Source organism: Terrabacter terrigena (assembly GCF_042676085.1).
Lineage (GTDB): Bacteria > Actinomycetota > Actinomycetes > Actinomycetales > Dermatophilaceae > Terrabacter > Terrabacter terrigena.
Genome location: NZ_JBHTKH010000005.1, coordinates 118295 through 143923 on the forward strand (window position 1 = coordinate 118295; position 25629 = coordinate 143923).

The window sequence follows — 25629 nt, forward strand, 5'->3', positions numbered from 1 at the left end:
CTGGCGAGGGTTGGGGCGGGGACCCCGTGCTGTTGGCAGCATGTGCCAACGCCGCGACCCCCGATCCTCGGTTGAATCCTCACCATGACAGCGAGCATCTCCCCCGGCCGACGCATCCGCATCGGGATCGACACCGGCGGCACGTTCACCGACGTCGTCGCGCTCGACGAGGACTCCGGCGAGCTCGTCACGACGAAGACGCCGTCGACCCCGAGCAACCCCGCCGACGGCTTCCTCGCCGGCGTCCGCAAGGTCCTCGACCTCATGGGCGCGAGCGGCGACGACATCTCGGCGGTCTCGCACGGCACGACCGTCGCGACGAACAAGCTGCTCGAGGGCAAGGTCGAGGCGCTCGGGTTCATCACCACCGAGGGCTACGAGTTCATCCTCGAGATCGCCCGTCAGGCGGTGCCCGACGGCTACGGCAACTCCTACTTCTGGGTCAAGCCGCCCCGCATCGTCCCCGCTGACTACGTCAAGACGGTCGGCGGCCGGATGGACTTCGAGGGCAACGAGATCCGCCCGTTCGACGAGGACGGCGCCGTGGCCGTCGCCCGGTGGTTCAAGGACCGCGGCATCACCACGATCGGCGTCTGCCTGCTGCACTCCTACGCCGACGACAGCCACGAGCTCGCCATGCGCGAGGTCCTTCGCCGCGAGCACCCCGACGCGATCGTCTCGATCAGCTCGGAGGTGCTGCGCGAGTACCGCGAGTACGAGCGCTCCATGACGACCCTCGTCGACGCGGCCGTCAAGCCCAACGTGTCGCGGTACGTCGCGAACATCCACCAGCGGCTCGACGACTTCGTGAGCAGCAGCGAGAAGCTGCCCTTCTACATCATGAAGTCCAACGGGGGCGTGCTCTCGGCCGACGAGGTCGTGCACCAGCCGATCACGACGGTGCTCTCCGGCCCCGCCGCCGGCGCGCTCGGTGCCGGACTCATCGCCAGCCGCGCCGGCTTCGACAAGGTGCTCACCTGCGACGGCGGCGGCACGTCCACCGACGTCTCGGTCGTCCTCGGCGGCGAGCCCACCCTCACGACCGAGGGCAGCGTCGGTGCCTACCCGAGCAAGATCCCGATGATCGACGTCGTCACGGTCGGTGCCGGCGGCGGCTCCATCGCCTGGGTCTCCCCCGAGGGCTCGCTCAAGGTGGGCCCGCAGTCCGCCGGCGCCGACCCCGGCCCGCTCTGCTACGGCAAGGGCGGCACGGAGCCGACGATCACCGACGCCCACGTGACGCTCGGCCGCATCCCCCCGCACCTGCTCGGCGGCGAGATCCCGCTCGACGTCGATGCGGCCCGGGCCGGCATCGAGGCCCTGGCCACGCGTCTCGGGCTCGACTTCGAGCGCTGCGCGACCGGCATCCTCGAGATCTCGGCGTGGAACCAGGCCAACGCCCTGCGCCAGGTGAGCGTCAAGCGCGGCCTCGACGTGCGCGACTTCATGCTCGCCACGTTCGGCGGCTCCGGCTCGCTCCTCGCCTGCCGCCTCGTCGACATCCTCGGCCTCGCCGGGGTCGTCGTCCCGCAGAACCCGGGCAACGTCTCGGCGTTCGGCCTGCTCACCGTCGACGTCAAGAACGACTACGTCCAGACCGCCGTCGCGCGTCACTCGTCGCTCGACCACGCCGCCGTGCAGAAGACCTTCGACGACCTCACCGCCAAGGCTGCGAGCGCCCTTGACGCAGAGGGCTTCCCGGCCGGGGAGCACCGCTACACGCGCACCGTCGACCTGCGCTACTTCGGCCAGGCCTACGAGGTCCGCGTCGCCGCCCCTGAAGGAGACGTCGACGAGGCGTATGCCGCCGACGTGGCCTCGCGCTTCCATGACGAGCACCGCGCGCTGTACGGCTACGACTTCCGCAACGACCCCACGCAGCAGGTCGAGTGGGTCAACCTCCGTGTCACCGGCGTCGGCCCCATCACCCGCCCGGAGCTGCGCGACCTTGCGAGCGCCGACGAGGCGGGCGTCGCCGACGTCCGCGAGCGCGCGCACCGCAGCGTGCGACCCGTCTGCTTCGACGCCGACGCCGGCTACGTAGACACCGACGTGTGGTGGCGCCCCGACCTTCTCGCCGGCGACAGCGTGCACGGCCCTGCCATCGTCGAGGAGTTCGGCTCGACGGTCCCCGTCCACCCCGGCTTCGTCGTCCGCGTCGACACGCTCGGCAACCTCGTCATCACCAAGGAGGCCTGAGATGTGCTTCTCCTGCCAGACCGCCGCCACCCGCCTCGCACCCGTCGACGCCGCCACCGGCTCCCACGGGTCCGCCGTCGGCACACCCGGCCACGACGCTCCCGCGCCGAACCCCGCGGGACTCCCCACGGCGTACGAGCACGGCAACCGCCTCACCCCCGAGGGCACCACGGTCGACCCGATCCTCGTCGAGATCGTCGAGGGCACCCTCGCGAGCGTCGAGATGGAGGTCGAGACGGCGATCGCCCGCACGTCGCGCTCCCCCATGATCCGTGACGCGCACGACTTCCGCGCCGGCATCCACGACCGCCAGCTGCGCAAGCTGACCGGCCGCTCCTACAGCGCGCTCGTGCACCCCATCGCGCGCGACTTCCCGCTCTCGGAGATGAGCGAGGGCGACGTCTTCTTCCACAACGACGTCTACGAGTCCGAGGGCGGCATCGGCCACCTGCCCGACCTCTGCGTCACCGTGCCGGTCTTCTCCGGCGGAGAGGTCGTCGCGTTCGTCCAGGCGTTCGGCCACCACGACGACATCGGCGGGGCCGTGCCGGGCTCGATGCCGAGCAACGCGCAGACCGTCTTCGAGGAGGGCCTCTCGGTCCCACCGATCAAGCTGTGGGACAAGGGAGTTCCCAACCAGGCAGCGCTGCGCATCATGACGCGCAACAGCCGCATGCCCGACAGCCTCGCCGCCGACCTCGACGCCGAGTGCTCCGCCTGCCTCATGGGCGCGCGGCGGCTCGGCGAGCTCTTCGAGCGCTACGGCCGCGGCACCATCGAGGCCGCCTTCGACGCGATCCTCGACAAGACGACGGAGACGTACCGCCGTGAGATCCTCAGCAAGATCCCCGACGGCACCTACGTCTGGGAGGACTACGCCGAGCACGACGGCGTCGACGAGCCGAAGCTGCACACCCAGCGCATCACGCTGACGAAGCAGTCCACCGGCGGACCCGGCCCGGGAGACGGCGGCCCCAAGCTGGTCATCGACTTCACCGGCACGGCTCCGCAGGCAAAGGGTCCGATCAACCACTGCGGCGACTACGTCGGCGGCAACTTCCTCAAGAAGTGGCTCGCGCCGATCCTGCGCAACCTCGCCGACACCCCGGAGCGGATGGCGGAGCTCGACGTCAACGAGGGCATCGTGCCGCTCATCGAGATGAAGTTCCCAGAGAAGGGCACGCTGCTCACGCCGATCTACCCGGCCCCGACCAACGCCCGCACCTTCGTCATCCTGCGCCTGCTTGGCGTGCTCGCCGGCGTCGTCGCCAAGGCCGTCGACGGCAAGATGCCCGCCGACCAGGAGACGATCCGCTACACCGGCGTCTACGGCAAGGACCGCGACGGCAACGACTACCTCATGCGCGAGGTGCTCGGCGGCGGCTCGGGCGGGCGCTACTACGCCGACGGCGAGGACACGATCCACGTCGTGCCCGACAGCCGCAACCTGCCGACCGAGTTCACCGAGAGCCGCTTCCCCTTCATCGTCGAGCGCCTCGGGCTCGCCGTCGACTCGGGCGGAGCCGGACGCCACCGGGGTGGCCTCGGCTACGAGAAGCACATCCGGATGCTCAAGGACGCGAACTTCATGTCGATCGCCGACCGGTCGATCCTCGCGTGCTGGGGAGTCAAGGGCGGCAAGGCCGGTCGTCCCTTCGAGGTGACGGTCGACGTGGGCGGCCCCGACGAGCGCACCGTCGACGCCCTCGCCGACGCCGAGGTCGTCAAGGCCGGCCAGGTGATCCGCATCCGCACGACCGGCGGTGGCGGCTGGGGCGACCCGCTCGAGCGTCCCTACGACGAGGTCGAGCGCGACCTGCGCTGGGGCAAGGTGTCGTTCGAGGGAGCACGCCGCGACTACGGCGTCGTCGCCGACGGCTCGAAGGACGAGCCGAGCATCGACACCGCGGCCTCCGACGCACTGCGCGCCGAGCTGCGGGCCGAGCGCGCGGTCGAGCAGCCCTTCTTCGACCGGGGGCCCGGCTACGCCACGCTCGCCGCGGGCCAGCACGCAGCGGACGTCGACTGGGTGTGAGCGATGATCGTCCTCGTGATCGGCGCGACCGGCAAGACCGGGCGCGCCGTCACGCGTGCCCTGGCCTCGCACGGCATCGCCGTCCGCGCTGCCGTGCGGTCCGCCGACCGACAGAACACGGCGTATGCCGCTGGGGCCCAGTCGATCTCGGTCGTTGACCTCGAGAGCGGGGCCGGGTTGGCCGAGGGCGTCGACGGGGTCGACGGCGTCTACCACGTCGCCCCGAACGTGCACCCTGACGAGGCTGCGATCGCCGACCGCGTCGCCACCGCTGCTGCCTCGGCCGGGGTGCGCCGCTTCGTGTTCCACTCCGTGCTGCACCCCGACGACGCCTCGATGCCGCACCATCTTCGCAAGGCCGAGGCCGAGCGGCAGGTGCGGGCCGCACTGCCGGGAGCGACGGTGCTGCGCCCGGCCGCCTACCACCAGAACCTCGTCGACGCCGCCCGCTCCGGGCGGCTCGCCGTGCCCTACTCGCTCGACTCCCCCTTCACCAACGTCGACCTCGACGACGTCGCAGAGGTCGCTGCGCTCGTCCTGACCCGTCACGGGCACGAGGGCGTCACCTACGAGCTGGCCGGTCCCGAGGCGCTCAGCGTCCGCGACCAGGCAGTGGTCGCCACCGATGTCCTCGGGCACCGCGTGACCGCGGAGCACGTGTCCCTCGAGTCCTGGGCCACCGGCCCGGGCTCGAACCTGCCAGAGCAGGCCCGCGCCCACCTGCTCGCGATGTTCACGGCATACGACCGGCACGGCCTCGTCGGCGAAGGCGACACCCTGCACCGGCTTCTCGGCCGCGAGCCACGCACCTGGGCGGACCTCCTGCGAGCCGCCGCGCCCTGACCCGCCTCCCCGACCCGCCTTGGCCCCGGCCCCCCTGACCGCCGGCCCTGACCGCCTCGCACGTTCCTCGCCCGAAACAGACGCCGCGACAGGTCGATTCGACCCGCGCCCCTGGCCCGCCGAGACCGACCCGTGCTGCCTCGGCGCGCCGGCACGCCGCAGTACAGACACAACCAAACCGCTCTCCGGCTGTCACATGTTGCCGAAGAGTGACGTTCTTCACGGCTGGCACAGTCCTCCGCAACGGCACAGGGCCGCACTCACACACCGGCTCCTCAGCGACGCCGGAGCACCCCTTGGAGGTCCCATGGCACGTCACTCCGTCTTCCGGATCGTTGTCCCCGCCCTCGGTGTCGCGCTGCTCGCCGCAGCGTGCGGCTCGAGCGAGCCCGGCACCAGCACGACCGGCCGTGCAGGCGGGGACGCCCCGCGCATCGCCGCGATCTTCTCCGGATCCGCCACCGACGCCGACTACAACGCACTCGGCCTGCTCGCCCTTCAGGCCGCCGAGAAGTCCCAGGGCGCCGAGACCGCCCACTCCGAGAGCGTTCCGGTGCCCGACGCCGAGCGCGTCATGAAGGAGTACCTCGCCGACGGCTACACCGTGATCTGGAGCCATGGCAGCCAGTACTTCGAGGCGACGAGCAAGCTCGCCAAGCAGAACCCCGACGTCACCTTCATCGGCGAGTTCGACGACAAGCCGAAGGAGTCGATCCCCAACCTGTGGGTGCTCGACCGCAACTTCCACACTGCCTTCTACCCCCTCGGCGTCCTCGCGGCCGCGCAGACCAAGTCCGGCAAGATCGGCTACGTCGGCGGCCTGTCGCTCCCGTTCTCCTACTCCGAGGTCCACGCGATCAACCAGGCGCTCAAGGACAACGGCTCGAGCGCCACCGTCACGCCCGTCTGGACCGGCGACTTCAACGACCCGACCAAGGCGCAGCAGATCACCTCCCAGCTCGTCGGCCAGGGCAACGACGTCATCATCGGCTCGCTCAACCTCGGTATGGTCGGCGCCTTCCAGGCCCTCAAGGGGAAGGCCGACAACGTCGTCGTCACCGCGAAGTACACGGACAAGTCGCAGTTCGACCCGCAGCACTACGCGACCTCCGCGATCTACGACTTCACCAAGCCCCTCGGCGACATGCTGACGAAGATCGAGGCCGGCGAGCGCAACGGCTACTACCCCCTCGGCTTCAAGACGGGCGTCTCGATCCAGACCCCGAAGAACATCGACCCGGCCGTCGCCGCGAAGGTCGAGCAGGCCGTCACCGACATCACGTCGGGCAAGGTCATGGTCGAGAAGAACCTCACGCCGATCAAGTGACGCGCACATGACCGACGACACCGCACGGGGGCCGCAGAGCCCCAGACCGCTCCTGCACATGGACGGCATACGCAAGACGTTCGGGCCGGTCGTGGCCCTCGACGGCGTCGACCTCACGGTCGGGCAGAGCGAGGTGCACGGGCTGCTCGGCGGCAACGGCGCCGGCAAGACGACCCTCATGAACGTCCTCTACGGGCTCTACCGCCCTGACGCCGGCACCGTCACCCTCGACGGGGCCGACGTCGTCATCCGCGACCCGAGGGCCGCGATCGCCCACGGCATCGGCATGGTCCACCAGAACTTCCTCCAGGTCGACACCTACAGCGTCACTGAGAACATCGTCCTGGGCACCCACCTGCCGTCGTGGCCGTCGATGAACCTGCGCGGCGAGGCCGAGCGCATCGCGGAGCTCTCGACGCGTTTCGGCCTCACCGTCGACCCGGGCGCGACGGTCGCCGACCTCTCGGTCGGCCTGCGCCAGCGGGTCGAGATCCTCAAGGCGCTCTACCGCGGCGCCAAGGTGCTCGTCCTCGACGAACCGACGACGAATCTCACGCCGCAGGAGGTGGACTCGCTCTTCGGCTCGCTGCGCGCGATCGTGGACGAGGGGATGAGTGTCGTCTTCATCACCCACAAGATCCGCGAGACGATGGCGGTCTGCGACACGTTGACCGTGATGCGCGACGGCCACCGGGTCGGCACCGTCGCCCGTCGCGAGACCTCGCCCACCGAGCTGGCCGGGCTCATGGTCGGCGACGACGCGATGGTCAGCCGGGTCACCGAGGTGGTGACGGCCGGCATGGCCGCCCCCGTCTCGGGCAGCAGCGGACCAAGCACGTATGCCGTCAGCCACGGTCCCGAGCGGGTCGTCGTCTCGGGGGTGGTGGCGCACAACGACCAGGGTGTGCCGGCGACGCACGACGTCAGCCTGTCGGTCCGCGGCGGTGAGGTCGTCGGGATCGCGGGCGTCGCCGGCAACGGCCAGGTCGAGCTCGCCGAGGCACTGTCGGGCGTGCGCCCCATGGTCGCCGGCTCGGTCTCGCTCGACGACCACGACCTCGCGGGGGCCCCGACGGCTGCCTGGCTGGACCGGGGTGTCGCGTACGTGCCGGAGGACCGGCACCGCGACGGCATCCTGCCCTCGGAGAGCATCGTCGAGAACCTCGTGCTCGGCGCACAGCGCGGTCGCCGGTTCCGCACGGGGCCGCTCCTCGACTGGCGCCGGGCCCGGCAGCACGCCGAGGACTCCATCACTACCTTCTCGATCAAGGCACCGTCTGCCTCCACTCCGGCCGCGCAGCTGTCGGGCGGCAACATCCAGCGGATCATCCTGGCGCGCGCCTTCTCCCACGAGCCCGGGTTCCTCATCCTGCACAACCCGACGCGCGGGCTCGACATCCCGTCGACCCAGTTCGTGTACGACCGCACCCGCGAGGCCGCCACGCACGGCACGGCCGTGCTTCTCATCTCCGAGGACCTCGACGAGCTGACCAACCTGTGCGACCGCATCCTCGTCGTCTACTCCGGCCGCATCGTCGGCGAGCGGCGCCGGGGCGAGTACGACCAGTACGAAATGGGCCATATGATGGCCGGACTCGAGGAGTCGGCATGACGACGACCACAGCCCCCGTCCAGACCCCTCCGCAGACCGGGGCCGCCCCGGGCCGCGGCCCCGCCGTGGCCCGGCAGGTCGTCTCCTACGTCGTGGCAGTGTTCCTGGCGTTCGTCGTCGCCGGCATCGTGATCGCGGTGCTCGGGCACAACCCGCTGAGCGCCTACCGCGCCATCGTCACCACGTCGTTCAAGTCCGGCTTCGGGCTCGTCGAGACAGTGCACAAGTGGGTACCGCTGGTGCTGCTGGCACTCGCGTTCACGATCCCGCTCGCGGCCGGGAAGTACAACATCGGCGGCGAGGGGCAGCTGCTCGTCGGTGCCACCGCGAGCACGGCGGCCGGCATACTCCTCGCCGACCTGCCCCTGCCCGTCCTGCTGCCTCTGGTCCTCGTCTGCGGCGTGCTCGCCGGAGCGGTCTTCGCGTGGGTCGCGGCCTGGCTGATGGACCGGTTCGGCATCAACGAGATCCTCAGCACGGTGCTCCTCAACTTCGTCAGCTTCGGGATCGTCGACTACGTCGCGTCCGAGGTGTGGAGCGACCCGGCCGCGGGGCACCCGACGACCATCCCCATCGGCCAGGGCGGCCTGCTCCCCCAGGTCGGTCGCCCCGCCATGCACCTCGGGGTGCTGCTCGCCGTGCTCGTCACGGTCGCGGTCGTCGTCGTCATGCGGCGCAGCGTGCCGGGCTACGAGCTGCGCGCCGTCGGCGCCAACTCCCGTGCCGCCCAGGTCCACGGCATCCGCATCGGCCGGGTGGCCGTCGGATCGCTCGTCGTCGGCGGCGCACTTGCGGGCCTCGCCGGAGCCATCGAGGTCGCGGGTGTGCACGGAAAGCTCATCGAGGGCATGCAGTCGAACTACCTGCTGCTCGGCATCATCATCGGGCTCATCGCCCGCGGCAACGCCCTCGCCGTGCCGTTCGTCGCCCTCGGTATCGCAGTCCTCGAGGTCGGCTCCAGCGCGATGCAGCGCACTGCCGGCGTGCCGAGCGAGATGGTGCTCATCGTCGAGGCCCTGATCCTGTTGTTCCTGCTCTTCTCCGACGTCGTCGGGGCCCGTCTGGGGAGGTCGTCGCGATGACCGAGGTCACCTCGTTCCTGCAGCTCGTCGTCACCGCCATGGTGCCGTTCATCCTCGCCGCCCAGGGCACCATGCTGGCCGGGCGCGCCGGGGTCTTCAACGTGGCCCAGGAGGGCCTGATGATGCTCGGTGCCAGCATCGGGTTCCTCGTCTCGCTGAAGTTCGGCGGCAATCTCGTCGGGCTGGTCGCGGCCGCGCTAGTCGGCGGCTTCTTCGGCTGGTTCCTCGGCTGGGTCACGACGCGGTTCCGGCTCGACCAGTTCGTCATCGGGCTCGCGCTCTTCTTCGCCGCCACCGGCATCGCGTCGTTGCTCTACAAGGTGGTCATCGGCGTGACGCTCCAGCCGCCGCTCATCCCGACCCTCGACGACGTGAGCATCCCTGTGCTGTCGTCGATCCCGGTGCTCGGTCCCGTGCTCTTCCAGCAGTCGGGCATGGTCTACCTCGCCTTCGTCGTCTCGGGGCTGCTCTACTGGCTCCTCTACCGCACGAACCACGGCCTGAAGCTGCGGTCCGTCGGCGAGAACCCCAAGGCCGCAGACAGCCTCGGCGTCAACGTCGCTCGCACGCGCATCTGGTGCAGCGCGGCGGGTGCAGCCCTCATGGCGCTCGCCGGTGCCTACCTGCCGATGACCTACACGGGCACCTACACCGAGGGCATGGTCGCGGGTCGCGGGTGGCTCGCCATCGCGCTCGCCTTCTTCGGGGGCTGGCGGCCGCTGTACATCCTCGCCGGCGCGGCGTTCTTCGCGGGCATGGAGGTCCTGGCGCTGCGCGTGCAGGTCGGTGGGCTCGACGTGCCACACCAGTTCATCTCGATGCTGCCCTACGTCGCGACCCTGCTCGTCATGATGTTCGCGCTGCGCTTCGCACGCATCCCGGCCTTCCTCGGACGCAACTACGACCGCGAGAGCCGAACCTCGCACTGAGGCAAGGCCGAACGATGCACGATGACAAGGGGACTGGCATGAGCAGGCCACGACGGCTCGGCGTCCGGGAGCTGCTGGCCGCCGTCCTCGACGACGACAGCTGGCAGGGTTGGGACGAGGCGCCGTCCGAGCCCGCCGAGCCGAACAGCGCGTATGCCGCCGAGCTCGCTGCCGCCGCCGAGCGCAGTGGCTGCGACGAGTCGATCATCACCGGAGAAGGACGCATCCGGGGGCGGCGCGTGGCGGTCATCGCCGGCGAGTTCACGTTCCTCGCCGGGTCCATCGGTGCCGTGGCCGCTGAGCGGATCGTCCTGGCCTTCGAGCGGGCCGTGCGCGAGGAGCTGCCGGTCTTCGCGGCCCCGAGCTCCGGCGGCACGCGGATGCAGGAGGGCACACCCGCGTTCGTCGGCATGGTCAAGATCAGTGCCGCCTGCGCCCAGCTCAAGGCGGCCGGCCTGCCCTACCTCGTCTACCTGCGTCACCCCACGACCGGAGGCGTCTTCGCGTCGTGGGGCTCGCTGGGCCAGGTCACCGTCGCCGAGCCCGGCGCGATGATCGGCTTCCTCGGTGCTCGTGTCTACGAGGCGCTCTACGGCCAGCCTTTCCCGGAGGGTGTCCAGACCGCCGAGAACCTCTTCGAGCACGGCCTCATCGACGCGATCCTGCCCGTCGAGGCCCTCGCCGAGACCGCCGACCGTGCCCTCAACGTGCTGATGGGCCCACGCGAGGACGTCCCCGACGTCCCTGAGCTCGTCCGGGAGCCGCTCGACGACATCCCGGCGTGGGACTCGATCGTCCGCTCCCGGCGCAGCGACCGGCCCGGCGTGCGAGCGCTGCTCAAGCTCGGGGCGACCGACGTGCTGCCCCTGCACGGCACAGGCCAGGGCGAGTACGACCCCGGCCTGCTGATGGCCCTGGCCCGGTTCGGTGGCGCGCCGTGCATCGTGCTCGGTCAGGACCGTCGGGGTCAGACGTTGGACACTCCACTGTCGCCCAAGGGACTTCGCGTGGCCCGGCGCGGGATGGCCCTCGCCCGCGAGCTGAGCCTCCCGCTCGTCAGCATCATCGACACGGCGGGAGCGGCCCTGTCCAAGGAGGCCGAGGAGGGCGGCATGGCCGGTGAGATCGCGCGGTGCCTTGCCGACCTCGTGACGCTCGATGCGCCCACGTTGTGCGTGCTTCTCGGTCAGGGCACGGGCGGCGGCGCACTCGCCGTCATGCCCGCGGACCGGGTCATCTGCGCGCAGCACTCGTGGCTGTCGCCGCTGCCGCCCGAGGGAGCGTCGGCCATCCTGCACCGCGACACCGAGCACGCACCCGAGCTGGCACAGGCGCAGCGGGTCCGCTCCGTCGACCTGCTCGCCGACGGCATCGTCGACCGCATCGTCGCCGAGCATCCCGACGCAGCCGACGAGCCGGAGGAGTTCTGTCGCCGGATGAGCCAGACGATCCAGCACGAGCTGGCGGTTCTCGCCCGTGAGCACCCGGCTGAGCGCCTCGCTGCCCGGCTCGCCCGCTACCGCGCCCTGGGTGCCGGCGTCGCACGCGCGTGAGCCGGAGCAACATCGGCTCAACCCGCGGTCCGTTGTGCCCGGGCGTCAGTCGATGTCGCGTTCCTCGATGGTCTGACGAACCGTGTTCGTCGGCGTCGTCGCGCCGCTCGGGCGCTCCTCGCGGGTGACGACGCGCTTGCGCTGGGTGCCCTTGCGGCCGTGCCAGATGAGCAGGCCCCCGGCGACCATGAGGATGATGCCGACGATCGGCAGGCTGATGACCGACGTGTTGGCCCGGACCGCGAAGGTCAGGATCGCGCCGACGACGGCGAGCAGGACTCCGACACCCACAGTGCCTCCACCTCCTGGTTTGGACCGGCGAGGCCGACCGCCTCAGCGGCCGCGCCTCTCGACATTATCTTCCCCTACCCGCCCGTGCGTCCGGAGCGGCGCCCGTCGCCCGGGCCCGACGGCATACATCTGCCAATGTCGAGGCCGGCGTTGGGCAGGAGGTGACAACGCGCACGCTCGCGCACGCTCCCTAGGCTCACGCCATGACGACGGCCCCTACAAGCAAGGACACCCCATGAGGGTGCTCGTGGCGCTGGGCGGCAACGCCATGACCGGCCCCGACGGCAGCGCGACCCCGAAGGCCCAGCGCGCCGCCATCACGGTCGCCAGCCAGCACCTCGCCGACCTCGTCGCGGCCGGCCACGAGGTGGTCGTGACCCACGGCAACGGACCACAGGTCGGCAACCTCCTCGTCAAGAACGAGCTCGCCGCGCACGTCGTGCCTCCCGTGCCGCTCGACTGGTGCGGCGCACAGACGCAGGGCACCATCGGCTTCACCCTGCTCGACACGCTCGAGGCGTCCCTCGCCGCTCGGGGGGTCGAGCGTCCCGTCGCCGCGCTCGTCACGCGTACGCTCGTGGCCGCCGACGACCCCGGCTTCACCCACCCGACCAAGCCGATCGGCCGTTTCCTCCCCCGCGAGCAGGCGCAGACGCTCATCGACCACGGCGAGCGCTGGGAGGACCGGGGCGAGAAGGGCTGGCGACGAGTCGTCGCCTCCCCAGAGCCCATCGAGGTCCTCGAGACGCACACGCTCCTCACGCTCCTCGGCGCGGGCTACGTCGTCGTCGCGGCCGGCGGTGGCGGCATCCCCGTCGTGCGCACTGCGAGCGGCATGGTGCACGGCGTCGAGGCCGTCATCGACAAGGACCTCACGGCGGCGCTGCTCGCCCGCCAGGTCGGCGCCGACGTGCTCGTCATCGCCACCGACGTCGCCCACGCCGTCGCCGGTTGGGGCACGCCCGACGCGCACGACATCGGGCGCGTCACCCTCGCCGAGATGGAGGCGTATGCCGCCGCCGGCCACTTCGCGTCGGGTTCCATGGGCCCGAAGGTCGAGGCCGCCATGCGTTTCGTGCGCGCCGGCGGCCGCCGCTCCATCGTGACGGCACTGGACCAGCTCGCAACCGCCATCGACGGCCAGATCGGGACCGTCATCGAAAACCCTGAAAGAGAAAGGTGATTCACGTGCCCGAAGCCATTGAGGTGCGCAAGGTTCCCATCCACTCGGTCGCCGACGCGTCAGAGCTCGCGAAGCTCATCGACGACGGTGTCATGGAGGCGAGCCGCGTCATCGCCATCATCGGCAAGACCGAGGGCAACGGCGGCGTCAACGACTACACGCGCATCATCGCCGACCGCGCCTTCCGTGAGGTGCTCGTCGAGAAGGGCGCCCCGGCCGACCAGGTCAAGCAGGTCCCGATCGTGTGGTCCGGCGGCACCGACGGCGTCATCAGCCCGCACGCGACGATCTTCGCCACCGTGCCGGCCGACAAGGCCGAGCCGTCCGACGACCTCCGGCTGACGGTCGGTTTCGCGATGAGCGAGCCGATCAAGCCCGAGGAGATCGGCTACGTCGCCATGGTGCAGAAGGTCGCGGACGCCGTGAAGGTCGCGATGGAGCGGGCCGGCATCACCGACCCTGCCGACGTGCACTACGTCCAGACCAAGACGCCGCTGCTGACGATCCACACGATCCGTGACGCGAAGTCCCGCGGCCACGAGGTCTGGACCGAGCACACCCACGAGTCGATGGACCTCTCCAACGGCACCACCGGCCTCGGTATCGCCGTCGCCCTCGGTGAGATCGAGATGCCGACCGATGCCGACGTCATGCACAACCGCTCGCTCTTCTCGTCCGTCGCCTCGTGCAGCTCGGGCGTCGAGCTCGACCAGGCGCAGGTCGTCGTCGTGGGCAACGCCCGCGGCGTGGGTGGCCGCTACCGCATCGGCCACTCGGTCATGCAGGACGCCCTCGACGCCGACGGCATCTGGTCCGCCATCAAGGACGCCGGCCTCGACCTGCCTGAGCGCCCGCACACCAGCGACATCCAGGGCCGGCTCGTCAACGTCTTCCTCAAGTGCGAGGTGAGCCAGGACGGCCAGGTCCACGGCCGGCGCAACGCGATGCTCGACGACTCCGACGTGCACTGGCACCGCCAGATCAAGTCGTGCGTGGGCGGCGTCACAGCGTCGGTGACCGGCGACCCGGCCGTGTTCGTGTCGGTGTCGGCCGCGCACCAGGGCCCCGACGGCGGCGGTCCCGTCGCCGCGATCGTCGACCTCGGCGAGGGAGAGCCCACCGGCTACCGCTGGACCCGCTGACCGACCAGCCGAGAGAGCACTCCGTCACCCCAGAGGATCGAAACTCGTGACGGAGTGCTCTTTCGGTGGCGAGAGAGGGTGGGTCAGTGGGCGAAGTGGCGGGTGCCGGTGAAGTACATGGTCACGCCGGCCGCCTTCGCCGCCTCGATGACCTCGTCGTCACGGATCGACCCACCGGGCGCGACGACCGCGCGGACCCCGGCCTCGAGCAGGATCTGCAGCCCGTCGGCGAAGGGGAAGAACGCGTCGGACGCAGCGACCGCACCCTGGGCGCGCTCCTCACCGGCACGACGCGCCGCCAGGTAGCAGGAGTCGACGCGGTTGACCTGGCCCATGCCGACACCGACCGCAGCGCCGTCCTTGGCGAGCAGGATCGCGTTCGACTTCACGGCCCGGATCGCGCGCCAGGCGAACTGCAGGTCTGCGAGCGTCGCGTCGTCGGCCGACTCACCCGCGACGAGCCGCCAGTTCGCGGCGTCGTCGCCGCCGGTCACCGAGTCACCGTCGCCATGGACGACGGCATCCACCCGGTCGACCGACTGCACGAGCAGGCCGCCGCTGATGGGTCGCGTCTCGATCGGGTCGGCGGCCTCGGCCATGCCCGCCGGCAGGCGCAGCACGCGGAGGTTCTTCTTGGCCGTGAGGATCTCGAGCGCCTCGGGCTCGTAGTCCGGCGCGATGATGACCTCGGTGAAGACCGGCTTGGCCGCGCGGGCCATCGCGGCGGTCACCGTGCGGTTCGCGGCGATGATGCCGCCGTACGCGCTCACCGGGTCGGTCGCGTGCGCCCGCTCGTAGGCCTCCTCGATCGTCCCGCCCACGGCGATGCCGCACGGGTTGGCGTGCTTGATGATCGCCACCGTCGGCTGGTCGCCGTGGTCGTGCGCGGCGCGCACCGCGGCGTCGGTGTCGACGTAGTTGTTGTACGACATCTCCTTGCCGTGCAGCTGCTCGGCGGAGGCCACCCCCGGGCGCCAGTGACGGTAGAGCGCCGCCTGCTGGTGCGGGTTCTCGCCGTAGCGCAGCGCCGCAGCACGGTCGAAGGTCGCGCCCGTCCAGGCGGGGAAGCCGGTGCCGTCGGTCGTGTCGGCGTACGCGTTGCCCATCCAGCTCGCCACCGCGACGTCGTAGGACGCCGTGTGCACGAACGCCTCCGCTGCGAGCCGCTGACGCTGGGCCAGCGTGAAACCGCCGGTGCCGAGCGCGTCGACGACCTCGCCGTATGCCGCCGGGCTGGTCACGATCGCGACGCTGGGGTGGTTCTTGGCCGCGGCGCGCACCATCGAGGGGCCACCGATGTCGATCTGCTCGATGCACTCGTCAGGGGTCGCGCCCGATGCGACGGTCTCGCGGAAGGGGTAGAGGTTGACGACGACGAGCTCGAACGGCTCGACCTCGAGGTCGGCCAGCTGCTGCACGTGGTCGGGCTTGCGCGTGTCGGCGAGAATGCCCGCGTGCACCTTCGGGTGCAGGGTCTTGACCCGGCCCTCGAGGCACTCGGGGAAGCCGGTGAGCTGCTCGACGGGGGTCACCTCGATACCGAGCGCGGCGATCGTCCTGGCCGTCGAGCCGGTCGACACGATGCGGACTCCGGCGCCGTCGAGCCCGCGGGCGAGGTCCTCGAGGCCGGTCTTGTCGTAGACGGAGATGAGCGCGCGCTTGATCGGACGGCGGCCGTCGGACATCAGAACTCCTGGCGGTGGGTAGCGGTGTGGATGACTCCGGAACACCCAGGCGGGCGATGCTCCGACCGTTCACTCCCTGGTGGTTCCCCACCTGCGCCAGTCGTGTGCAGCCAGCGTAGCGGCCAAGGCCTCACCGGCCGAATCCTCGACCGGGGCCGCACGAGTCAGCCGAGGCGGACGCGGCGGCCGTCGACGGCGAAGCCGTCACGGGCCATCCGGCCGACGACGTCGACGAGCAGGTCGCGCTCCTGCACCTTGATCCGCTCGTGCAGGCTCTCCTCGGTGTCGTCGTCGTCGACGGCGACGACCCGCTGCTCGATGATCGGGCCGGTGTCGACGCCCGAGTCGACGATGTGGCAGGTGGTGCCGGTCACCTTGACCCCGTAGGCCAGCGCATCGCGTACGCCATGGGCGCCGGGGAAGCTCGGCAACAGCGCGGGGTGGGTGTTGACGACGGGCTGCGCACCGAGCGCGAGCGGCCCGAGGATGCGCATGAACCCGGCCGTCACGACGAAGCGCGGGGCGAGGGCAGCGAGCTGGGCGGCGAGCCCGACGTCCCACGCGGCGCGGTCGGCGAAGTCGGACACCCGGCAGACGAACGTCGGTATGCCGGCCCGCTCGGCGCGCTCGAGCCCCGTGCACGGCCGGTCGGCGCCGACTGCTGCGATGTGCACCCCGTAGGCCGGGTCGACGGCGGCGTCGATCAGCGCCTGCAGCAGCGTGCCCGAGCCCGAGACGAGGACGACGACCGGCACCGGTCCCTCGGTCGCTCCGGCAGGGCTGGCGGGGGCGTCGGTCGTCACGCGCCGGAGTGTAGCGCCGCGGCCCGGTGCCGACCGGGTCGATCCACGGCCGACCCATGGGAGAGGATGGGGCGCATGACGGAGCCGGAGCTGGAGCAGGAGATCGCGTTCGCGCGGGAGAAGGCCAAGCGCACCCTGCCGCTCGCCCTGCTCGTGCTGCTCGCCCTCATCGCGATGTACCTGCCGCTCCCGAAGCGGTTCATCGCGTTCCTGCCGTTGCTCATCGCCGTCGTGCTGACGATCCGCCTGCTGCGCTTCCTGTCGATGCGGGCCGGCCGCGAGAAGATCTGGCCCGCCTTCACCCTCGTCATCGTCGGCATGCTGCTCTCGACCCTGGTGCTGCAGGTCGCCTTCTACGACTCGTGGAGCGCCTACGAGAGCTGCCTCTCGGGGGCCCAGACCCAGCAGGCCACGGCAAGCTGCGAGCAGCTCAAGAACGCCGGGATGCTCGGCCTCGTCGTCCGCTGAGGACGCCTCTCAGACCGACGTCGAGGCCCCTTCGTCGGCGTCGTCGGTCGCAGAGTCTCCCAACTCCTCGGCCGTTGAGCCGCCGCCGCCGCCGGAAGCCAGCCGCTCACGCAGCAGCAGCACGCCGAGCCAGAGCAGGGCACCTCCGACGACCTCGGCCAGCAACGCGGCCGCGAAGGTCCAGAGGTGGGGTCCGACCGCGGCCAGACGGTCGACACCGACAGCACCGTTGCCGAGCGCCGTCAGCCCGACGACGACCAGGACGGCGAGCAACGCCGCCGTCACGGTGGCCGCGAGCCGCGACCGCACGTTGCCGAAGAACTCGAGGGCTGCATCGACCCGGCTGCCCAGCCAGGCGCCGAGGACCACGGGAGCGAGCAGGACGGCATACATCGTCGGGGGAAACTCCGTGGCCCCGGGCAGCGCCCCGAACAAGGGGACGAGCGGCAGCAGCCCCGGCTGCGCAGCGGCCGGTGAGACCGTCGAGCCGAGCGCGATCTGGAAGCCCGGACCCGCGAGGAACGACAGGGCCCATGTCGCAGCGTTGCCGAGGAGGGCCACCTGCGCGAGCACGGTGACGGCGAGCGCCCCGAGGTTCGCGCCGTACTGGCCCTGGATGTCGGCGACCTCCGGCCACGACACCACCACCCTGACCAGTACGAGGGCCAGGCCCAGCCCGAACAGCGCCGCCGCGCCACGCCAGCCGATGCGCCAGACGGACGGCAGCCACGTCGGCCCGCGCCGGAACCACGTGCGCACGAAGGCCGGGGACGAGCCGTCGTCGGGCCGCACCATGACGAACCCGAGCGCGGCCAACGGGACGAGCAGCGACCCGAGCACCGCGGCGGCGCCCGGTGTCGCGGGGCCGCCGAGGGTGAAGAGCGCGAAGACGGCAGAGGAGACGCCGTAGCCGACGACGAAGCCGGGCACGACGCCCCACTTGGCCACGCGGCTCCAGTCGTCGGCACCCACTCGCAGCCGCTCGGTCTCGGCGAGGCGCCGGGCCCACCGGAACGCGATGTGGACGAAGACGGCAAGGAGCAGCAGCGGGGTCATCGAGATCGCGACTCCCCCGGCCCCGACCGACTGTCCGTGGCCGACGAACCAGATGGCGCTGGCCAGCGACACCGCCGAGAACCAGCCGACCGAGCTCTCCGGAGCCGCGACCCAGCCGACCAGGGCGGGCAGCACGACGACCGTCCACGTTCCGACCGCCGCGAGCGCACCTGCGCGCAGGGCCGACGGGAAGGCGCTCGAGGGGCTCGTGGCTGCTGTCTCGCGGGGCAGTGGTCTCACTCCTGGTGCAGTCGGTGCTCGTCGACCCCGGCCTGAGCGACCCGGATGCCGTGACTCTCCGTCCATGGTCACGCGCAGCCGCCGCGGGCGCGAGCACCCACGCCGACGCTGCCGTTCTTCACAGCGCAATAACTCGGTCGTGGACCGATAGTTGACGCACACTTGAAGTAGGGGTGGTCCTTGAGGGTGTTGGACCGAGGGACTGGGGGGTCCCGACATGAAGAAGATCCGTCGACAGCTGCTGACCGCGCTGGCCGCCATCGTGGCCGTGGCGACCGTAGCCCTGCTGGGCGTGGGCTCGCAGGCCCGGAGCGACCGGGGACAGGCGCCGCCCACGCGGCCCGGGGTGGTGCTCGCGCAGCCGGTGGCGTTCGCCGGCACCGTCTACCTCACCTTCGACGACGGGCCGCACGCGACGTGGACGCCGAAGGTGCTGGCGATCCTGCGCAAGTACGCCGTCAGGGCCGTGTTCTTCGAGATCGGCCGGAACGTCGCGGCCGCGCCGGCCGTGACCCGGAGCCTGCGCAGCTCCGGGATGCTCATCGGCAACCACACATGGAGCCACCCCGACCTGACGCTGCTCTCGAGCGCGTCGGTGACGACCGAGCTGAACCGGATGGAGTCGGCGCTGGGCTACCGGCCACGTTGCGTGCGCCCGCCGTACGGCGCGACGAACAGCCGGATCCAGGCGATCATCGCCGCCCGCAGCCAGCGCCACATCCTCTGGACGGTGGACCCGCGCGACTGGTCCCGTCCCGGCACGACGACGATCGTCAACCGCGTGCTGGCGGGAGTACGCGACGGCGCCCGGGTCCTGCTCCACGACGGCGGCGGCGACCGGTCGCAGACCGTCGCGGCGCTCGACCTGCTCGTCCCGCAGCTACGGGCCCGCGGATTCGTCCTCGGCCTGATGGCCTGCTGACACTCACGCAAAGCGCCCCGAACGACGTATGCCGCCGAGCCGCGCCGGGCGCCTACGTGGGCACCCAGCCGACTCGGCGGCATACGGGATCGGTTGTGGCAGAGACTACTTCGCGATGCCCTGCATGATCTCGCGCATGAGCTCGGCCGTCTCGGACGGCGTCTTGCCGACCTTGACACCGGCGGCCTCGAGGGCCTCCTTCTTGGCCTGCGCCGTGCCCGACGAGCCGGACACGATGGCGCCGGCGTGGCCCATCGTCTTGCCCTCGGGAGCGGTGAAGCCGGCGACGTAGCCGACGACCGGCTTCGTCACGTTCTCCTTGATGTAGGCCGCGGCCCGCTCCTCGGCGTCGCCGCCGATCTCGCCGATCATGACGATCGCGTCGGTGTCGGGGTCGTTCTGGAACGCCTCGAGGCAGTCGATGTGCGTCGTGCCGATGATCGGGTCGCCACCGATGCCGACGGCCGAGCTGAAGCCGAAGTCACGCAGCTCGTACATCATCTGGTAGGTGAGCGTGCCCGACTTGGAGACCAGGCCGATGCGGCCCGCGCCGGAGATGTCGGCCGGGATGATGCCCGCGTTGGAGACGCCCGGCGTGATGAGGCCGGGGCAGTTCGGGCCGACGAGGCGCGTCGTGCCCTTCTCCTTCGCGTAGTTGTAGAACTCGGCGGTGTCCTTGACCGCGACGCCCTCGGTGATGACGACGGCGAGCGGGATCTCGGCGTCGATCGCCTCGACGGCAGCGGCCTTCGTGAACTGGGCGGGCACGAAGATGACCGACACGTTGGCGCCGGTGGCCTCGATGGCCTCCTTGACCGAGCCGTAGACGGGCACGGAGACGCCGCCCTCGAAGTCGACCGTCGTGCCGGCCTTGCGCGGGTTGACGCCGCCGACGATGTCGGTGCCGGACTTGAGCATGCGCTGCGTGTGCTTCATGCCCTCGGAGCCGGTCATGCCCTGGACGATGACCTTGGAGTCAGCGTTGAGGAAGATTGCCATGGTTGATCGTTCTCTCTCTCGGACTCTGGGTTCAGGCCTGCGAGGCCAGCTCGGCGGCACGGCGCGCGGCGCCGTCCATCGTCGGCTCGATCGTCACCAGCGGGTGGTTGCGCTCCTGGAGGATGCGGCGGCCCTCCTCGACGTTGTTGCCGTCGAGGCGCACGACCAGCGGGCGGTTCTCCTCGTCGCCGAGCGCGTCGAGGGCACCCACGATGCCGTTCGCGACCGCGTCGCAGGAGGTGATGCCGCCGAAGACGTTGACGAACACGCTCTTGACCTGCGGGTCGGACAGGATGATGTGCAGGCCGTTCGCCATCACCTCGGCGCTCGCGCCACCGCCGATGTCGAGGAAGTTCGCCGGCTTCTGGCCACCGAACTCCTCACCGGCGTACGCCACGACGTCGAGCGTGCTCATGACGAGCCCGGCGCCGTTGCCGATGATGCCGACCGAGCCGTCGAGCTTGACGTAGTTGAGGTCCTTCTCCTTGGCGGCGGCCTCGAGCGGGTCGGCGGCGGCCTTGTCCTCGAGCGCCGCGTGGTCGGGGTGGCGGAAGTCCGCGTTGGTGTCGAGGCTGACCTTGCCGTCGAGGGCCACGATGTCGCCGTCCTCGGTCTTGACGAGCGGGTTCACCTCGACGAGTGTCGCGTCCTCGTCGCGGTAGACGGTCCACAGCTTCTGGACGACGTCGGCGATGGCGGGCTTGTCGGCCTCGTCGAAGCCGGCCGCGTCGACGATCTCCTTCGCCTTCGCCTCGTCGATGCCCGTGTTGGGGTCGACCGCGATGCGGGCGAGGGCGTCGGGACGCTCGACGGCGAGCTGCTCGATCTCCATGCCGCCCTCCTTGGAGCACATGGCGAGGTACGTGCGGTTGGCACGGTCGAGCAGGATCGAGAAGTAGTACTCCTCGGCGATGCGGGCGCCCTGGGCCACCATCACGGTGCCGACGGTGTGACCCTTGATGTCCATGCCGAGGATCGCCTCGGCGGCGGCCTGCGCCTCGTCGGGGCTCTTGGTGACCTTGACACCGCCGGCCTTGCCGCGGCCGCCGGTCTTCACCTGCGCCTTGACGACGGTGACACCGCCCGACTTCGGCCCGATCTGCTCGGCGGCCGCGCGAGCCTCCTCGGGGGTGGTGGCGATGGCGCCGGCCAGCACGGGCACCCCGTGCTTCTCGAACATGTCGCGGGCTTGGTACTCGAAGAGATCCACGGGGGGTCCGTCCTCGTCGTCGATTCGTATCGTCGTCGACTGCGCCACTGCGGCGTCCTCGGGCCCGCTGTGCTCACGCTGACGCGCGGAGAGGGGCCCTGCGCCGAGGCGCAACCGAATCAGGCTGTCCCTCGGACTCTAGTGGCTCTGACCTGTGGCGACGCCAGCGGGTGGCGGCGGACCGGACGAAGATCACACCCGCGTCTCACGTACCGCTCGGTAGGCCCGCCGTGCGTGCTCGCGGCCACCGTGCGCGCGTCGGGGCGGCGTGCGCCGGCACGCGAGGCGGCGCTGACCGGCAGCGCGCACGATCGGACGAGGGCCCCTCAGGCGACCGCAGCCCGGAGCGCGTCGCGCAGGCGGCGCCGCACCAGGTCGGGCTGCGCGAGGTCCGACCAGACGAGGCGCACCACGACCCAGCCGGTGCGGCGCAGCGCGTCCTCACGCCGCTTCTCGTCGAAGAGGGCTGCGCGGTCGGTGTACTTGACCTGACCGTCGAACTCGACGAGGACCCGGGTGCCGCGGATGCGGAAGTCGGCACGGTAGCGACGCCCCTCCGCCGCCACCTCGATCTGGGGGTCGGCCTCGTGGCCGAGAGCACGCAGCAGGTATGCCGTCCGGCTCTCTCCGGGGGACTCGTGGCGAGCGTCCGCGTGCTCGACCGCGGCGCGGACCACGCCGATGCCGCGGCGACCCGCGAGGGCTGCGACGGCCGCCGACAGCTGCTCGCGGGTGACGAGGCGACGCGCGAGCGCTGCATCCGCCGGGACCAGCGCCGCCTCCGGGCCGGCGAGCAGACCCGCCTGCACGACCGCATGACCGAGGGGGACGGCATACGGCAGCGTGCTCTCGGAGGTGGGCTGGGACGAGGTCGGTACGACGAGCCCGGGCACGTGGCGGTGGATGACGAGTCCCTCGCGCCGGGAGGCGATGCCGACGTCGGTGGCGGAAGCCGGACGAGTCGACGTCAGGTGCACGGTGCCGAGGTCGGCCCGCCACGTCGGCAGGTCGTGCAGGAGCAGCAGCGAGTGGTGGCTGACGGCCGCCCTTGCGGCGAACTGGCGCCCGAGGGCGATCGCGGTCCTGGTGTGGCGATGCTCGGCACCGAGCGGCTGGCTCGGGTCGTCGCGGACGGCGTACCAGCCGCGGGAGACCCGTTCGCAGCGTCCGGCGCGGACGAGCCGATCGAGCTCGTGCGAGTCGATCCCGTGACGCACGGCGGCGGCCGCGGAGAAGACGCCGTCGGCGCCGAGGAGACGGAGGTTCACCGCCCGACCGTGCAGCCCGGTGGGGGCCGCGCGGAAGGCTGCGCCGGGTACCTGTGGACGGCCGGGTTCGGACGGCCGAGGGGTGTGGACGCGGCCGCCGTGCGCGCTCGCGGCACGGCGGCGCCGGGACCCGGGCGCTCACCGACCGCCAGCGCGCACGGTGTCCGCAGCGTCAGCCGGGGTGGACGTTCTCGCGCACCCAGCCGACGATGTCGGTCGTCGTGGCGCCCGGGGTGAAGACCTTCGCGACACCGAGGCGCTCGAGCTCGGGGATGTCGTCGTCGGGGATGATGCCGCCGCCGAAGACGACGATGTCGCTGGCGTCACGCTCGGCCAGCAGCTCGACGACCCGGGCGAAGAGGGTCATGTGCGCCCCGGAGAGCACGGAGAGCCCGACGACGTCGGCGTCCTCCTGGATGGCTGCCTCGACGATCTGCTCCGGAGTCTGGTGCAGTCCGGTGTAGATGACCTCCATGCCGGCGTCGCGCAGCGCGCGGGCCACCACCTTGGCGCCACGGTCGTGGCCGTCGAGCCCCGGCTTGGCCACGACCACGCGGATGACCTCACCGGCCGTCTCGTCTGCGGACTGTGCGTCGGTCACGGGAACGGCCTCGGCGCCGGGGGTCTCGCTCATGGCGGGCACTCTAGCCAGCCCCGCCGGACGCGGCGCGCAATAGTGATGCAACGCCCACCCGTCGGGGTACGGTCGCATCGTGGCAGTGGCAGCACGCGCGGCGACGACGCCCCGCCAGAGCAGCACCCCGAAGCAGCGCGCGAGCGGACCCAAGGGCTTCCTCGCGGCCGTCGGGGAGGTGGCCGGCGCGCTCCTGACGCCCACCGGTCTCGCGGGCGCGGCCCTCGAGGCGACATGGATGGGGCTGCACCTCGGGCTCTACCCCCTCGGCCTGCTGGGGTCGCGCGCGAGCGACCGGCGCCAGGGCTACCGCCTCGGGCACCTGCCACCGAGCCAGCGCGGGCTCGCCATCCAGAACGTCGAGGCCGCCGAGACGCCGATCCTGCTCGTGCACGGCATGGTCGACAACCGGTCGATCTTCACCGTGCTGCGTCGTGGCCTGGTGCGGCGCGGGTTCGGTCGCATCGAGACCATCAACTACTCCATCTTCACCGGCGACATCCGCGCGGCCGCCGCCGAGCTCGGCGCCGAGGTCGAGCGCATCGTCGAGGAGACCGGCTACGAGCGCATCCACGTCATCGGCCACTCGATGGGTGGGCTGATCGCGCGCTACTACGTGACCCGGCTCGGTGGTGACGAGCACGTGCACACGTTGGTCACCCTCGGCACGCCCCACCAGGGCAGCTACCTCGCCTTCACCTGGAACAACGGGCTGACCCGCCAGCTGCGGCCCGGTAGTGCGCTGATGAAGGAGCTCGCGGGCCCGGTCAGGGACTGCCAGACACGCTTCCTCGTGTACTGGTCCGACCTCGACCAGGTCGTCGTCCCCCAGCGCAACGCCGCGCTGCACCACGACGACCTCAACGTGCACAACGTCGGCCTGCACGGTGTCGGCCACATGAGCCTGCCCATCACGAGCAGCGTCGTGCACGGCATCTCGACGGCGCTGGCGCACCTCGACACGACGGGCGCCACGGTCACCCCCGGCGTGAGCTCCCTCCAGAGCCGACGCACCAGCACAGGCACCGTCACCGGCGGCGGTCATCCCGCTCGTGTCGTCGTGCCGCGCTGAATCTTTCGCTGCCGAGGGTTCCGCCCGACAAATGTGGACAGATCGGTCTGTGCAAAACCTGTTGGCGCCCCGGCCGGATGCCCTAGTGTCGAGCCCAGTCGCGACCCTCCACCGCGGCGGTGAGACGTCCCCCTGTGACGAGACTCGATTTCGCGTAACGAAACGGTCACGTTAGTCTGGCGGCTCGCAATCTGTGACCGATAGGTAAGTCTTTCGTGCCCAACGCCAGTTACGTCGGCCGTCATCGGCCGGCCGCCAAGCCATCACGGGGTCGACGGTTCGTCGTCCCCGTTGCTCTGCTCAGCTCCACCGTGACCGCCGGCCTCGTCATCCGTGACGCCGGCGCCAGCGAGCTGAGCCCCGAGGCAGCGGCCATGAAGAACGTCTCCAACTCGGTTGCCGGACTCGGCCTCACCGCCGACCCCGACGCGCTCGCCGCCGCCACCGCCAACCGCGCGGGCGCCCGCTCGTCGCGCGACATGGCCCGCGACGCCAAGAACCTCATCGTCGACGCGACCGCGTCGGCCTCGAGCGCCGCCGCGCAGGCGCAGGCCGCGGCCGACAAGGCGGCCGCCGCCCAGGCCGCGGCCGTCAAGGCGAAGGCCGAGGCAGCGGCCAAGGCCAAGCGCGAGGCCGCCGAGCGCGCACTCGCCCGGGCACACCGCTGGGTCTCCCCCGTCTCCGGCTACACGCTGACCTCCGGGTTCGGCTGGCGCTGGGGCAAGATGCACCCCGCCCAGGACCTCGCCTGCCCCGTGGGCACGTCCGTCCGCGCCCTCTCGAGCGGCACGGTCATCTTCGCCGGCTGGTCCAACGAGGGCTACGGCAACTTCGTCAAGATCCGCCACTGGGACGGCACCGTCTCGTGGATGGCGCACAACAGCCGCCTGCTCGTCTCGGTGGGCGAAGAGGTCGCACCGGGCCAGCTGGTCGCCTACAGCGGCAGCACCGGCAACTCGACCGGGCCGCACGTGCACCTCGAGATCCACCCCGACGACGGCGCGGCCGTCGCCCCCCGCACCTGGCTCGCCGACCACGGAGTCAACCTCTGACCCACGGCCCGGCGCGCACCACGA

The 25629-nt window shown here is 71.1% G+C and carries 22 protein-coding genes and 1 riboswitch; of the genes, 14 read left to right on the top strand and 8 right to left on the bottom strand.

Going from position 1 to position 25629, the window contains the following annotated elements:
* Nucleotides 1-84: 84 nt before the first annotated feature.
* From ACFQ2V_RS09675 to ACFQ2V_RS09710, 8 genes are all read left to right on the top strand, one after another.
* Nucleotides 85-2199: a hydantoinase/oxoprolinase family protein gene (locus ACFQ2V_RS09675; RefSeq protein WP_386052475.1), complete on the top strand. Its 2115-nt coding sequence runs from the start codon at nt 85-87 to the stop codon at nt 2197-2199.
* 1 nt (nt 2200) lies between these two features.
* Nucleotides 2201-4234: a hydantoinase B/oxoprolinase family protein gene (locus ACFQ2V_RS09680; protein ID WP_386052476.1), complete on the top strand. Its 2034-nt coding sequence runs from the start codon at nt 2201-2203 to the stop codon at nt 4232-4234.
* Nucleotides 4235-4237: 3 nt separating this feature from the next.
* A complete protein-coding gene (locus ACFQ2V_RS09685) occupies nt 4238-5077 on the top strand; it encodes an NmrA family NAD(P)-binding protein (protein WP_386052478.1) in 840 nt (279 codons plus the stop codon).
* Between the two features lie 307 nt (nt 5078-5384).
* Nucleotides 5385-6404, top strand: a complete 1020-nt coding sequence (locus tag ACFQ2V_RS09690) for a BMP family protein (RefSeq protein WP_386052480.1) — start codon at nt 5385-5387, stop codon at nt 6402-6404.
* 7 nt (nt 6405-6411) lie between these two features.
* On the top strand, nt 6412-8016 hold the full coding sequence (locus ACFQ2V_RS09695; RefSeq protein ID WP_386052481.1) for an ABC transporter ATP-binding protein: 1605 nt from the start codon (nt 6412-6414) through the stop codon (nt 8014-8016).
* Nucleotides 8013-9098, top strand: a complete 1086-nt coding sequence (locus ACFQ2V_RS09700) for an ABC transporter permease (protein WP_386052482.1) — start codon at nt 8013-8015, stop codon at nt 9096-9098. Before ACFQ2V_RS09695 ends, ACFQ2V_RS09700 begins: the two co-directional genes overlap by 4 nt.
* Entirely contained in the window at nt 9095-10027 is a 933-nt protein-coding gene (locus ACFQ2V_RS09705; protein ID WP_386052483.1) for an ABC transporter permease, read from the top strand. Before ACFQ2V_RS09700 ends, ACFQ2V_RS09705 begins: the two co-directional genes overlap by 4 nt.
* A gap of 38 nt (nt 10028-10065) precedes the next feature.
* Nucleotides 10066-11580: a carboxyl transferase domain-containing protein gene (locus ACFQ2V_RS09710; RefSeq protein ID WP_386052484.1), complete on the top strand. Its 1515-nt coding sequence runs from the start codon at nt 10066-10068 to the stop codon at nt 11578-11580.
* 45 nt (nt 11581-11625) lie between these two features.
* Here ACFQ2V_RS09710 and ACFQ2V_RS09715 read toward each other — a convergent pair whose 3' ends face one another.
* The gene (locus tag ACFQ2V_RS09715) at nt 11626-11871 is read right to left on the bottom strand and encodes a hypothetical protein (RefSeq protein WP_386052485.1); all 246 of its coding nucleotides are present in this window, start codon (nt 11869-11871) and stop codon (nt 11626-11628) included.
* 235 nt (nt 11872-12106) lie between these two features.
* Here ACFQ2V_RS09715 and ACFQ2V_RS09720 point away from each other — a divergent pair, with 235 nt between their 5' ends.
* A complete protein-coding gene (locus ACFQ2V_RS09720; RefSeq protein WP_386052486.1) occupies nt 12107-13054 on the top strand; it encodes a carbamate kinase in 948 nt (315 codons plus the stop codon).
* 5 nt (nt 13055-13059) lie between these two features.
* Nucleotides 13060-14196: a barbiturase gene (locus ACFQ2V_RS09725; protein ID WP_386052487.1), complete on the top strand. Its 1137-nt coding sequence runs from the start codon at nt 13060-13062 to the stop codon at nt 14194-14196.
* An 83-nt stretch (nt 14197-14279) separates the two neighbouring features.
* Here ACFQ2V_RS09725 and purH read toward each other — a convergent pair whose 3' ends face one another.
* Nucleotides 14280-15881 (bottom strand): bifunctional phosphoribosylaminoimidazolecarboxamide formyltransferase/IMP cyclohydrolase, encoded by a 1602-nt coding sequence (gene purH / locus ACFQ2V_RS09730; protein ID WP_386052488.1) that lies wholly within the window; start codon nt 15879-15881, stop codon nt 14280-14282.
* A 36-nt stretch (nt 15882-15917) separates the two neighbouring features.
* Nucleotides 15918-15995, bottom strand: a riboswitch (ZMP/ZTP riboswitch).
* 50 nt (nt 15996-16045) lie between these two features.
* Nucleotides 16046-16684: a phosphoribosylglycinamide formyltransferase gene (gene purN / locus ACFQ2V_RS09735; RefSeq protein WP_386052489.1), complete on the bottom strand. Its 639-nt coding sequence runs from the start codon at nt 16682-16684 to the stop codon at nt 16046-16048.
* 75 nt (nt 16685-16759) lie between these two features.
* Between purN and ACFQ2V_RS09740 the strand changes: the two genes are divergently transcribed.
* Nucleotides 16760-17152 (top strand): hypothetical protein, encoded by a 393-nt coding sequence (locus tag ACFQ2V_RS09740; protein ID WP_386052490.1) that lies wholly within the window; start codon nt 16760-16762, stop codon nt 17150-17152.
* 9 nt (nt 17153-17161) lie between these two features.
* Here ACFQ2V_RS09740 and ACFQ2V_RS09745 read toward each other — a convergent pair whose 3' ends face one another.
* On the bottom strand, nt 17162-18448 hold the full coding sequence (locus ACFQ2V_RS09745) for a cell division protein PerM (RefSeq protein ID WP_386052491.1): 1287 nt from the start codon (nt 18446-18448) through the stop codon (nt 17162-17164).
* A 217-nt stretch (nt 18449-18665) separates the two neighbouring features.
* On the opposite strand from ACFQ2V_RS09745, the gene ACFQ2V_RS09750 reads away from it, so the two are divergent.
* A complete protein-coding gene (locus tag ACFQ2V_RS09750; protein WP_386052492.1) occupies nt 18666-19370 on the top strand; it encodes a polysaccharide deacetylase family protein in 705 nt (234 codons plus the stop codon).
* Nucleotides 19371-19475: 105 nt separating this feature from the next.
* Here ACFQ2V_RS09750 and sucD read toward each other — a convergent pair whose 3' ends face one another.
* The 4 genes from sucD to ACFQ2V_RS09770 all read right to left on the bottom strand — a co-directional run bounded on the left by sucD (nt 19476) and on the right by ACFQ2V_RS09770 (nt 23481).
* A complete protein-coding gene (sucD, locus tag ACFQ2V_RS09755; protein ID WP_386052493.1) occupies nt 19476-20369 on the bottom strand; it encodes a succinate--CoA ligase subunit alpha in 894 nt (297 codons plus the stop codon).
* A 31-nt stretch (nt 20370-20400) separates the two neighbouring features.
* Nucleotides 20401-21579 carry an ADP-forming succinate--CoA ligase subunit beta gene (gene sucC / locus ACFQ2V_RS09760; RefSeq protein WP_386052494.1) on the bottom strand — a complete coding sequence of 393 codons (1179 nt, stop codon included), beginning with the start codon at nt 21577-21579 and terminating at the stop codon, nt 20401-20403.
* 326 nt (nt 21580-21905) lie between these two features.
* The gene (locus ACFQ2V_RS09765; RefSeq protein WP_386052495.1) at nt 21906-22847 is read right to left on the bottom strand and encodes a type IV toxin-antitoxin system AbiEi family antitoxin domain-containing protein; all 942 of its coding nucleotides are present in this window, start codon (nt 22845-22847) and stop codon (nt 21906-21908) included.
* A gap of 172 nt (nt 22848-23019) precedes the next feature.
* A complete protein-coding gene (locus ACFQ2V_RS09770) occupies nt 23020-23481 on the bottom strand; it encodes a cobalamin B12-binding domain-containing protein (protein WP_386052496.1) in 462 nt (153 codons plus the stop codon).
* Nucleotides 23482-23560: 79 nt separating this feature from the next.
* Between ACFQ2V_RS09770 and ACFQ2V_RS09775 the strand changes: the two genes are divergently transcribed.
* Both ACFQ2V_RS09775 and ACFQ2V_RS09780 read left to right on the top strand, forming a co-directional pair.
* On the top strand, nt 23561-24553 hold the full coding sequence (locus ACFQ2V_RS09775) for an esterase/lipase family protein (RefSeq protein WP_386052497.1): 993 nt from the start codon (nt 23561-23563) through the stop codon (nt 24551-24553).
* A gap of 215 nt (nt 24554-24768) precedes the next feature.
* Nucleotides 24769-25605, top strand: coding sequence for a M23 family metallopeptidase (locus ACFQ2V_RS09780; RefSeq protein WP_386052498.1), 837 nt, complete (start codon nt 24769-24771; stop codon nt 25603-25605).
* Nucleotides 25606-25629 lie beyond the last annotated feature (24 nt).